The 10,398-nt window shown below is 66.1% G+C and carries 14 protein-coding genes; 4 read left to right on the top strand and 10 right to left on the bottom strand.

What is annotated here, in order from left to right; all coding sequences use genetic code 11:
* Positions 1 to 615: Helicase associated domain protein (locus WBB07_RS11330; protein WP_526307646.1), on the top strand; the 615-nt coding region annotated here is incomplete at its 5' end.
* Here WBB07_RS11330 and WBB07_RS11325 read toward each other — a convergent pair.
* Positions 599 to 1,840 carry an MFS transporter gene (locus WBB07_RS11325; protein ID WP_048424141.1) on the bottom strand — a complete coding sequence of 414 codons (1,242 nt, stop codon included), beginning with the start codon at positions 1,838 to 1,840 and terminating at the stop codon, positions 599 to 601. The genes WBB07_RS11330 and WBB07_RS11325 overlap by 17 nt on opposite strands.
* The gene (locus tag WBB07_RS11320; RefSeq protein ID WP_419125592.1) at positions 1,837 to 3,174 is read right to left on the bottom strand and encodes an NAD(P)-binding domain-containing protein; all 1,338 of its coding nucleotides are present in this window, start codon (positions 3,172 to 3,174) and stop codon (positions 1,837 to 1,839) included. The genes WBB07_RS11325 and WBB07_RS11320 overlap by 4 nt, the downstream gene beginning before the upstream one ends.
* An 89-nt stretch (positions 3,175 to 3,263) precedes the next feature.
* Between WBB07_RS11320 and WBB07_RS11315 the strand changes: the two genes are divergently transcribed.
* Positions 3,264 to 3,623: an ArsR/SmtB family transcription factor gene (locus WBB07_RS11315; protein WP_048424177.1), complete on the top strand. Its 360-nt coding sequence runs from the start codon at positions 3,264 to 3,266 to the stop codon at positions 3,621 to 3,623.
* Between the two features lie 47 nt (positions 3,624 to 3,670).
* Here the strand turns inward: WBB07_RS11315 and WBB07_RS11310 are convergent, their stop codons facing one another.
* The gene (locus tag WBB07_RS11310) at positions 3,671 to 3,865 is read right to left on the bottom strand and encodes a three-helix bundle dimerization domain-containing protein (protein WP_048424143.1); all 195 of its coding nucleotides are present in this window, start codon (positions 3,863 to 3,865) and stop codon (positions 3,671 to 3,673) included.
* A 111-nt stretch (positions 3,866 to 3,976) separates the two neighbouring features.
* On the opposite strand from WBB07_RS11310, the gene WBB07_RS11305 reads away from it, so the two are divergent.
* Positions 3,977 to 4,195, top strand: a complete 219-nt coding sequence (locus WBB07_RS11305) for a hypothetical protein (protein WP_048424144.1) — start codon at positions 3,977 to 3,979, stop codon at positions 4,193 to 4,195.
* Positions 4,196 to 4,282: 87 nt separating this feature from the next.
* Here WBB07_RS11305 and WBB07_RS11300 read toward each other — a convergent pair whose 3' ends face one another.
* From WBB07_RS11300 to WBB07_RS11285, 4 genes are all read right to left on the bottom strand, one after another.
* On the bottom strand, positions 4,283 to 4,630 hold the full coding sequence (locus WBB07_RS11300) for a hypothetical protein (RefSeq protein WP_048424145.1): 348 nt from the start codon (positions 4,628 to 4,630) through the stop codon (positions 4,283 to 4,285).
* Positions 4,631 to 5,049: 419 nt separating this feature from the next.
* Complete coding sequence (locus tag WBB07_RS11295) at positions 5,050 to 5,301, bottom strand: thermonuclease family protein (protein WP_419125590.1); 252 nt, start codon at positions 5,299 to 5,301, stop codon at positions 5,050 to 5,052.
* Positions 5,302 to 5,645: 344 nt separating this feature from the next.
* The gene (locus WBB07_RS11290; protein ID WP_431961490.1) at positions 5,646 to 5,924 is read right to left on the bottom strand and encodes a type II toxin-antitoxin system PemK/MazF family toxin; all 279 of its coding nucleotides are present in this window, start codon (positions 5,922 to 5,924) and stop codon (positions 5,646 to 5,648) included.
* Between the two features lie 29 nt (positions 5,925 to 5,953).
* Positions 5,954 to 6,268 (bottom strand): hypothetical protein, encoded by a 315-nt coding sequence (locus tag WBB07_RS11285; RefSeq protein WP_419125589.1) that lies wholly within the window; start codon positions 6,266 to 6,268, stop codon positions 5,954 to 5,956.
* Between the two features lie 129 nt (positions 6,269 to 6,397).
* Here WBB07_RS11285 and WBB07_RS11280 point away from each other — a divergent pair, with 129 nt between their 5' ends.
* Positions 6,398 to 6,667 carry a hypothetical protein gene (locus tag WBB07_RS11280; protein ID WP_094295093.1) on the top strand — a complete coding sequence of 90 codons (270 nt, stop codon included), beginning with the start codon at positions 6,398 to 6,400 and terminating at the stop codon, positions 6,665 to 6,667.
* A gap of 11 nt (positions 6,668 to 6,678) precedes the next feature.
* Here WBB07_RS11280 and WBB07_RS11275 read toward each other — a convergent pair whose 3' ends face one another.
* The 3 genes from WBB07_RS11275 to WBB07_RS11265 all read right to left on the bottom strand — a co-directional run bounded on the left by WBB07_RS11275 (position 6,679) and on the right by WBB07_RS11265 (position 10,046).
* On the bottom strand, positions 6,679 to 7,167 hold the full coding sequence (locus WBB07_RS11275; RefSeq protein ID WP_094295094.1) for a MerR family transcriptional regulator: 489 nt from the start codon (positions 7,165 to 7,167) through the stop codon (positions 6,679 to 6,681).
* Positions 7,160 to 8,197, bottom strand: a complete 1,038-nt coding sequence (locus WBB07_RS11270) for a hypothetical protein (RefSeq protein ID WP_526307642.1) — start codon at positions 8,195 to 8,197, stop codon at positions 7,160 to 7,162. The genes WBB07_RS11275 and WBB07_RS11270 overlap by 8 nt, the downstream gene beginning before the upstream one ends.
* A 553-nt stretch (positions 8,198 to 8,750) precedes the next feature.
* Positions 8,751 to 10,046 (bottom strand): helix-turn-helix domain-containing protein, encoded by a 1,296-nt coding sequence (locus WBB07_RS11265; RefSeq protein ID WP_202931606.1) that lies wholly within the window; start codon positions 10,044 to 10,046, stop codon positions 8,751 to 8,753.
* Positions 10,047 to 10,398: the final 352 nt, after the last annotated feature.

Below are 10,398 nucleotides of genomic sequence, written 5' to 3'. Positions count from 1 at the left end.
CCTCCCTACCCCCGCCGGGCGGGTGGCGTCGATCTGCAGGCCTGGTGTGCGCGACAGCGCGCCGACTACGCGGCAGGCCTGCTGTCACCGGCCCAGATCGACGCGCTGTCCGCGTTGCCCGGCTGGGACTGGGATCCCGACGAGCACCGGTGGCGCCAGGGTCTGACGATGTTAGTGGAGTTCGTCGACTCAGGCGGCGACCTGGCGATGCTGCACCGCGATCTTCGGGTCAACGGGTTCGCGTTGGGGCGATGGTGGCAGCGCTGCCACGAAGACTGCCGCGCCGGTGTCCTGTCCGCCGAACGGCGGGCGGTCCTGGCCGCCCTGTTCGCCGATAACTGTTGCCCCGACCCGTGGAGCGTCGGATACCTTGTCTTGCAACGTTTCTGCGACGCTCAGGGCCACGCACGGCCGCGACAGAATGCGGTTGTCGACGGGTTTCGGCTCGGCTGGTGGGTCACCGTCCAACGCCGGCAACGCCGCCGCGGCGCCCTCAACGCCGAACGCATCCACCTGCTGGATGCGTTACCGGGCTGGCAATGGAACCCCGGACGCGGGACCCGGCCGCCCCCGGCGCACCCACGCCGACCACAGGTGATCAGCCGCGCTGGCTGACAGCCAAATTCACCCCGGACGGGTCGGCAAGCCTTGGTCTGGTGGCCGACGCCAGCAGCGCCCCCACCGCGGCGATTGCGCCGAGGGCAACGAACATCGCGGCGTACCCGCCGAGCAGGCTGGCCAACGCCGCGCCGACGAACGGTCCGATCGCGGTGGCGACCATGATCGGGGCATTCAGATAGGCGCTGAGATGGCCGTAGTGGGTGGACCCCCAGCGTTCGGTGACCGCGGTGGCTTGCAGCAGCGTCATGATGCCGCGCATCACGCCGGCACCGATGGCCACCGCCACCAACGCGGCGTAGGAACTGAACACCCCCAGCAGTGCCGTGGTGGTGGCGACACCGGCCATGATGAGCACCGTGCGGGGCACGACACCGACGCGGCGCACCAAGCTCTGATAGCCCAGGCGACCCAGCACCTGCCCGGCGCCGCCCAGGCCGAGCGCGACCGCCGCAGCCCCGGTGCTGATCCCGCGTTGGCTCATCAACGGGACCAAATTGGCGATCACCGCATACGACGCGAGCCCGGCCAGCGCAAACGCCGCCACCAGGGCAAGGAACGGCACGCTGCGCGCGGTGCGGCCCGGCGCCTCGACATGGTGATGCTGGGTGACCACCGGCGGCCACGGGCGCCGCAACCCGAAGAAGTGCGCGGGGATGGTGATTACCGCCATGATGACAGCGAGGACGAGATAGGTGTGGCGCCAGCTCATCTGGGCGGACAACGCCGCAGTCAGCGGGGCGAACACAGTGCTGGCGAAGCCGGCCACCAGCGTCAGCACCGTTAGTGCGCGGACCGCGTCGGTGCCGAAGAACCGGGTCAGCGCGGCGAAGGCCGGTGCGTAGAACACCGCGCCCATCGCCACCCCAGCCAAAACCCACGCCGCGACGAACCACCCGTAGGTCGGCGCCGCGACGACCGCCACCACCGACAGCGCGCCGAGGATCGAGCCCGCAGTCATGATCCAGCGCGGACCCACCCGATCCAGCCACCGCCCGACCGGGATGCCGACCACCGCCGAGGTCACCAACCCGGCGGAGAACGCCGCGGTCACCGCTGGGGCGGACCAGCCGGTGTCGGCGCTGATCTGCTCGGAGAGCACGGTGAAGGCGTAGTAGAGCACGCCCCAGCTAGTGATCTCGGTGACGCACAACGTCACCAGCACCCAGCGCAGCCCATGCCGGGCTGCGCTGGGTGCCACAGAAGAACCCGCCGGTGTCATCCGCCAACGGGGTTGAGCGACAACGACAACGGTTGCAGTGTCGACGGCGCGGGTCCGCAGCACCCGCCGCCGGCGTTCTCACCCTCGGGGCTGTCAAACAACCCGGCTCCGTTGCACACCCCGGTATCAGGCAATGTCAGCTCCACCCGGCGGGCGGCCTCGTGGTCACCGGCCAGTTCGGCAGCGATGCTGCGGACCTGCTCATAGCCGGTCATCGCCAGGAACGTCGGCGCCCGCCCGTAGGACTTCATCCCCGCGATGTACAGATTCGGCTCCGGGTGGGCCAACTCGGCGGCGCCGTGCGGCAACACACTGCCACAGGAATGCATGTTCGGATCAATCGAGCCGGCCAAGTTGACCGGGGCCTGCAAGATCGGATCCAGCTCGATGCGCATCTCCGACAGGAACGACAGGTCTGGCCGGAACCCAGTCAGGACCACCACGTGATCAGCCGGCGCCAGAGCCCGCCCGTCCTCGGCGGTCACCACCGCCTGGCCGTCGACCAGATCGATGCGCTCGGTGCGGAACCCGGTCGTCAGGGACACCCGGCCGGCCTCGACCGCCCCCTTCGAGCGCACACCCAGAGCGCCGCGCTGGGGCAGTTCATCGGCGGCACCACCGCCGAAGGTGTCCTCCGACACCCCGCGGCGCAGCACCCACGTCACCGTCGTCGAGGGATCCTTGCGCACCACCTCGCCGAGCTGAATCACCGCGGTCATCGCCGAATGCCCGCTGCCGACCACCACCACATGCTTGCCCGCCAACCCTGAGGCCTGCGCGAGCGTCGGCGGAACGTAGGTCAGCACACCCGAGGCTGCGGCCGCGCGTTCCCCAATCGCGGGAACTCCGTCAGCGCCAGCAGGATTGGGCTGGCCCCAGGTGCCCGAGGCGTCAATGACCGCCTGGGCCTGCACCCGGCACTCCGTGCCGTCAGCATTGCTCACGTGCACGACGAACGGCGTCTCCGCCCGGCCCGGGCTCACCAGTCGGTCGCGACCCAGCCGCGACACTGCCTCCACTCGCGCGCCGTACTGCACGCGCTTGCCCAGGGCACCGGCCAGCGGCGCCAAGTAGCCGTCGATCCACTCCCGACCGGTCGGGAACCCCGCCTCATGAGCAGTCCAGCCCGTCGATTCCAGCAGCCGCGCAGCGGCGGGGTCGACCAGCTCGGGCCACGGGGAGAACGTGCGCACGTGCTCCCACTGCTCGACCGCCGACGCTGGGCTGCCGCCGGCCTCCAGTACCAACGGGGTGAGTCCACGCTCCAGCAGGCGCGCGGCCGCCGCCAAACCTAGCGGTCCGGCCCCGATCACCACGACGGGCAACTCCGACATGCTCAACCTCCTCTTATCGACGTTCTTCGATGGGATCGATGGTGCTCGACCCATCGATATTTGTCAATGCGTGTGTCATCATGGATGACATGGCTACCGCGATCGCACCGTTGACCTCCAGCGACGTGGCTGCCTGCTGTTCACCGCTCACCGGCGGCGTGCTCGACACCCCGGCCGCCGAACGCCTCGCCTCGGTGTTCAAAGCCCTCGCTGACCCCGCCCGGGTCAAGCTGGTGTCCCTGATCGCGGCCTCTGAGGGCGGCGAAGCCTGCATCTGCGACCTCACCGAACCACTCGGCCTGAGCCAACCCACGGTGTCGCACCACATGAAACTGCTCGTCGACAGCGGCCTCGTCAGCCGAGATCAACGCGGCAAATGGGCCTACTACCGCGTGAACGCCGAAGCTTTGGACCGCATCGCCGCCGCGGTGTCGACCCATCCGGCGTGACTAATTCGGAGTCGATGGACGGGCGGCCATGGGCTCTCCGGCCTTGGTCAGCCCTGGGAGAGTTGCGCGTGCGCTCTGCGCTCGACGAACAATGGAACGAAGTCCCGAATCCGGCTGTGTTCGAACTGGGCGTAGGCGCCCTGGACGATCGCGTTGATGCGCTCTACTGGGACGTCTGTGTGGCGGTCTGCTAGTCGACGCTCGACTTCTTCAACCATGACCCGCTCATCGATCTCCGGCACTTCGCCAGCTTGCCCCCGTGGCCAGGTGCCGTCAACCGCAGAGATGGCGCCCGTTCACCTCACACCCGGCCATTGAATCCGTGAGGTCAGGCAAATGCGATGATTTATGAAATGAGCAATGACGAGTCCGACTTGGCGCAGGCACGCCGACTGTTGGCATCGTTGCAAGAGAACATGATTCACACAACGAGGATGATCGAGAAGTTCGAACGGCAACGCCCCGCGGGGTCATCCGCAGGGCCGCGAGAGCGTGTGCTGCGTGGTGAACTCTCCGAAATCCACGGGTACGTCAACCGCATCTACGAACGGTTTCCCGAGACACGGCCGTAGCGCGGTGCAGGTGAGCGAGGCAAACGCCTCCTGACATTGACGTCGGGTTGATCTAACCGTCTCCTGAGGGCATGGAACCCGTCGAGATCACGCTGTGTGGGTGGCGTCGCCCAGCCTAGGATCGGTTCGCTTGTGGGCGGCGGGCATCTTTTGTTGGGACGCAGCGGCAATGATCGCGCCGAGAAGGTGACGCAGACGTGGTTCGTCACCCTGCCCGAGGTAGCAGTCCAGCCAGCTGGCGGTGGCGGCCACCAGGTCGTCGCTGAGGGCGATGTGGTTGCGCGCGATGGCGGTGATCAGGGCGTCGATTGCGGTGAACGTTTCGCCGATACCCAGGGTGATGTAAATGCGGTCGGCCTCGACTCTGCTGAGATGCGGGCGCGCGGTGGCAGCCAGCTCCCAGGCCAAAGCGGCATCGTCGGGCGCTTTACGCACTGGAGTTTTGCGCGACCCGGACAACTGGACCCCTTTCTTTGGCGTCTGATCTGTCTTCTACGGTAGAGCGTGGCCAGACCTGGCGCGCGCTGGTCGACCCACCGATAGCGGCGGCCGACCAGGGACAACGCGCTGGGCACGCCATCGTTTTCCTGCCGTTCACTGGCTAGCTGATCTCGGCACCGCTTGTGAGAACCCTGCCTGTCTCAAATTCAAAGAAATGAGACGCTCCCGCGCGGCTGGCATTGTGGTCACATCGCTCCAGGTCGGGTGTCTCATTTCTTGTCGCACACGGCTTGTCTCAGATCCTCGATGTCGGTAGGTCGATGAGACCTGTGATTGCCGTGACTGCGTTAGTGGAAATCCCCTCGGGCGAGGTCCGAGCCACGTGACGGGACCTCGCCGGATGTCCGAGTTGACTAGTGCAGATAAGTCCGGCCGTAGCGGTCGTGGGAGTCCTGCCCGGGGTCGGTGACGAGCGCGATGCGTTGCCCAGTGAGGGTGTCCGCCGCGAACCGCGCCGCCTCGGGGCCCCAGCATCCGACCGACCAGCCGGGCTTGTGCAGTTCCGGGGAATCGATGCCTAGAAGTCGCACGCGGAGGCGGCCGCGGGTGTCGTCGCGAACATCGAGTGTGTCTCCGTCTACAGCTCGGAGCACTGTTGCGCTCACCGCGGCGGGTGTGGCGTCCGCCGTTGGGGATGAGGGCGTGCAGGAGGTCGCGGCCGCGATCAGCCCGCACGCTATGCCGAGGTGTGCTACCGCGGCCCGGCCGCGCTGCGGCGCAGGGGCTTTTGTTGCTGTATCGCGCTCGCAGCGAGGGGCGCCGGGCAGCGTGAAACATCTCTGCGCGCCGCGCCGAATGACATACCCGCGCCCACACGACGGACATAGCGGCCGGGCGGTGCCCTTGGGCGTCACGGCGCGCGGGTTATCGCCTGATGTGGGTGCACGAAATGCCCACCGGGCTCCGCTGTAGTTGTTGCCTCGCCGCATGATTCGTTGCCCATCGTCCATTAGGGAAGTGCGATTCGAAGTGCCTTGCTGATCTCCGCCATGGTCGATGGCGACAAGGTGCCCAACGATTCGGTCAGCTCATCGTGGTACAGCTGCACGATGTCATCGACCAAGACGAAGCCCACCAGCGGATCAGCCGCGGTCAACGGCACGACCGTGGGGACGTGCGAGTGCTTGCTCGTAGTCGTAATCCGTGCCGCGAGAACGGTATCGAGGTTTCTGTTCCGCGAGTTGTTGCTCAGGATGACCCATGGCTTCGCGCCATGCCCGAGGTCCACCCGGTACGCCTGGCTGCGTAGCGCGCGGCTCACTGACGCCCCTGGCCCCGGCGCGCATAGCGGTCCCGCGCGGTCCGGCGCTCAGCGTTAGACGGTTCGCTGTTGAACTCGGTCGCCAGCTCGGCGTAGCCGGCGTCGAGGACATGTTCCTGGAGGGCCTCGGCGCCCGCCTGGAGCAGCGCCCGCAACGCCGCGGCTTCCGACTTGATGTCGTCGACATCGTGCTGGCTGGCCCAGTGTCGCAACACCTCGTACGCCGGCGATCCCTGATTCAGGTACGGGGCTATCACGGCCTCGTCGGAGTCGCCGAGGATGAGGCTCACACGCTTACTCACAGTGTACATATTACACCACTATCAAGCGCATAGATAAGCGCAATTCTCGGCTCAGATGTGACGTATAGGCGGGAGCGGGTCGTTGGTTGGCGAGCGGGGTTGCGCGGCGCTGTCGGCCACCGCGGCGACAATGGCCTGATGAGTGATGACGTTGGCGGTTTGTCCGTTCGGCAGGGGCCGCGCAAGCGCGCCGGCGATGTGCGCGTCGCTGTGCTGGTGCGCGTCGAGGGACGGCCCGCCGCGGTGCGGGTCTTTACCGATGAAGAGGCCGACGAGGCTGCCCAGTACGCGGCAAGTACCGGGGGAGTAGTTGTGCCGCTGCCGCTTTCACCGCCAGCTGGGTATGTACGCGGACCCGATGGTTCTCTGCTACCGGAGGGGGCGGCTGGGGCTTCGCCGCCAGCATGAGCCCGGCCCCGTCAAAGCGATTCGTCGTGAGGGTGTCGGCCCTCGGAGGCCAGCGCGTCGAGGTAGGCGTCGTGGTAGCGGGTGATCGACAGTCGCTCGGAGGTGAATTGCTCCAGGACGCCGGTGATGAGTGGTTGGCCTCGGAGCGAGGATCCCATTCGGTCGTAGGGCCAGTGGCCGAAACTCATCATGTCAATGCCGAGTGTCTGCTGCGGGTATTCGCGGGCCTCGGTGATGTCGTTTCGGACCGCCTCCAGCTCGGTCTCCAGGCGACGGAGTGCGGACGCGGCACGGCGGAGATGGCGGTCGCGCTGCTCTTTGAGCAGGTTGACGCATTCCGTCCATGTCGGGATGGTGTCGCGAGGGAAGTAGACGTGGCCGGCTTTGCCGCGCACAACCTGGGGGAGCAGCCCGTCTGCGGCCAGCATCTTGAGGACGTCGGTCGGAATCCCGCACAGCTCGGCGGCTTCCGACAGCTTCGCCAGGTGCGGCTCACTCACCCGCCTGGTCCGTTCCCGCGGTCTTGCGTGCTGAATTCTTGCGTGGTGTAGAGCGTTTCGCAGGTGTGCGCGCAGTCGGAGCTGCGAGTTGGCCACGTAACGCCTCAGTAGCCGCCGATGCTACTGCGAGAGCTTCGGTGAGCGCCTGCACCCGATCGTCGGCATTGCGCTGGGCCTGTGCGAGCTGTTCGGCGTGCGCCTGGCGAAGAACATCGCGCTCGGCGACGGTCTCCTCTCGAAGCCGTTCCAGGGCGGTGCGGTCATGTTCAGCGGACCGGCGGGCACTATCGGCCTCGGCGCGACTCGTGGCTAGCTCCACGCGAAGTGTTGCCGCTTCGGCGACCGCCTGCTGCGTAGCTTCATGAGCAGCGTCGATCTCGACTTGCATCCGCTGGCGTGTGTCGTCCATCTCCCCGCGTGCGGCGTCGACCTCGCGGCGGAGCTGGGCTGCGGTATCCCGCTCGCGTGCCGCTTCCGCATCGGACGCGCGCTGCGCGGAGAGCGCTGCTGCGGCCTCCATCCGGGCCGCTGACGCCTCCTGCCTCGCGTCCTCCACGGCCGCGTCACGCTGCGCTAGACGATCGGCGTTCTCCGCGGCTGCGTGGGCTACCCGCTGTTCGGCACTGGCCACTGCAGCGTCTGTTTCGGACCGCATCGCTGCGAGCTGGACTTGGGTTTCCTCCCGCACCCGCGCTAGCTCGGCAGCGGATTCCTCAGCAAGTACGTCCGCCTCTTCCCGGTCACGCTCAGCTTGCTCGGCCCGAGCCTCTGCGAGGCGGGCAGTGCGCTCGGCCGCAGCAGTACGACGCTCGGCTTCGGTGATCTTGCTCAATGCGTCACGATGCGCGTCTTCCACCTCCGCGCCGGCAGCTTCGAGGTCGCTGGCGGCCTGGACCACCGATGCCAGTTCGCCGAGGTAGGTTCGCATGTCATCAAGACGGCCAGGCAATTCGGCCAGCCGTTGATCAAGGGTCGCGCGCGCCATCGATACGGGCGCCGCCGTGCCGGGCTCTTCCTGCAGCGTTACCACGCTCTGATGATTCGCTCGGCGGGCCTTAAAAGCCGACGCGCGATTATGCACCGGCCCACCGCCCTCATCGGACTGCTCGCAGTAGCGCGACGGCCGTCCAGTAGCCGGGTCCGGGCGCCGCGGCCGCGTGCATCCGGGATAGCTGCAGTGGTCCCGGTCGAGGGTCTCCGCGGTATCGCTCTCGTCCATGCGACCAATATAGACGTTTCGTCGCCTCAATGACATAACAAAACGAAACGAAACAAAACCTCGGTGACGAAACAAAAGTTGGACGCGTGGGGGCGTTCGCAGGGGCTGACAGCCGTGAGGGCAACCACCCGTCGGCCCGGACGCATGACCTTCCCCCCGTTCAACCCAATGCCCGATCCCCAGCACCTAGGTGGGGACTGAATCCGCGACTACCTGATAGCGCCGGACTGGGGGCCATTGATGTCCGGAACTACCTGACACCGGCGGACACCCAGCGACCTTCCATGGGCCTGGGCCTCTCGCAGCTAGCCGACTCAAAGGTGTATCTACGGGAAGTTCTCGGAGTTCAGGTGAGTGTCCAACATCAAACCGGGCTGATAGGTCGTTCAGGCATAGGGAACGGCAGGGTGAATTCGGAGAACCAACGCAAAGGGTGCAAATTGACGCCGCCCGCTAGTGACTCGGTGGCCTCCGGCGGCAGATCGTAGAGCGTCAGTACGTCGTGATCCTGAAAGAGGACCTCGGACAACTGATCCCATGATCCGCGTCGCACCTGGCGTGGGCGGGCGGCGGCCTGGGCCCGTCGCAGGACGAGGTGAAGAACCATTTCTTCGCCCGTACACCGGGGGATGGGCGCCCCCCAGAGGCGGGTGTCGGCTGCCAAGCGGTCGGCGGCAGCGGCCAGTTGGTAGCGCCACAGCCGCGACTGCCCGAAGGTGACCGAAGGCAGCGTCGCAAGCACATCGAGCTGGCTGCTATTGACCGGGGTGACGGGAGCTGAGCCAAGGGCGTCGGCGTCAGATCGGATGGCGGCGGCAATCTCGTCGGCCGCGTTAGCGATGAGGGTCGCTTGCCGAGAGGAGATTAGCTCGACGATCTCGCTGTACTCCTCGTCGTTCTCCATCAGGGCCAATTCCTCGTCGTCAGCAGCGCGTGTTCCCCACGGGTCTTCACCGCTGGCAGCGTCCGTGTCCTCGGGGATTCGGCAGTCGAGCGAGGTGTAGGGATCGACGCCAGCGGACGTCGCCACCAGTTCGTCGCTGTCTCCAACCAAGTAGGTCAGCTCGACGGTCAGAATCTGCCACTCAGGGGCAGTCTCCCGATGGCGGTCCAGCACTGCCCGATAGTCATGGCGTGCATAGGCGTCAACGGCTGCCTGATCTTCGTCGAGACCACACTCGATACCGAGCCGGGCGGCGGCTTTGAGGGCGGTAGCTTCGTCGGGGTAGGCCCAAAGATCCAGACGGCGGTAACCGCTGTAGCCGCGGTGCGCCACAGTCCAGATTCCCGGTCCGCGCGCCCACTCGTGCACCCGGTTGTCCGCCCGCCCTGAGAAGCCTTCGGCGACGATCACGTTATGAATGAACGCTGCGCCAGCGGTCCTGGGAGTTGAATCGGCGGCGGTGGCACGATCGGCGTCCAGATAGCCGGCATCGTGTAGGGCTGCATCGAGTATCTGCTCATACGAGCAGCCAATCTGGACCGCTGCTGACTTCAAGTTCTGTTGCGTTGGAAGAGACCGTATTTCGCCAACCCGCCATTGCCGCAGCGCCTGACGGCTGATGCCTATCCTGTCCGCCAGGCCGCCGATGCTAGCGCTGTGGCGGCGCAGGTACTCATCGATGAGGCGGCCAAGATGGCTGGATGCCGGGGAAGTCACGAATGTCAGTCTGCTCCTCGTACGCAACCCATGGCAAGTGTCAGTTACCATATTTGGAAACCGCTACTTTACATAACCTAGGTTATCGGCAAATCGGTTGTGTAACAAAGGAATTCGTCTTATTGACCTGCCAGAGTTCAATTTTCCGTGTGTCCGATCCCACTTGTCGGAGTAATGGAGAACCCTGAGGACTGTCCAGCTCTCCGTCCTGCGGTCCAGGCTTATTTGCCGTATCCCTCGACAACAGCAGTGGCCTTCGTCCCGACGATGTCGACCTCATGCAGAGCGGCCAGTGCAAGTTGCACGATTCCGCGTGAAGTGGCGATCTCGCGTCCGCGTGACCCATCGAGTC

The organism is Mycobacterium sp. (genome assembly GCF_049647605.1).
Lineage (GTDB): Bacteria > Actinomycetota > Actinomycetes > Mycobacteriales > Mycobacteriaceae > Mycobacterium.
This window is presented reverse-complemented; position numbering and strand designations above follow the sequence as displayed.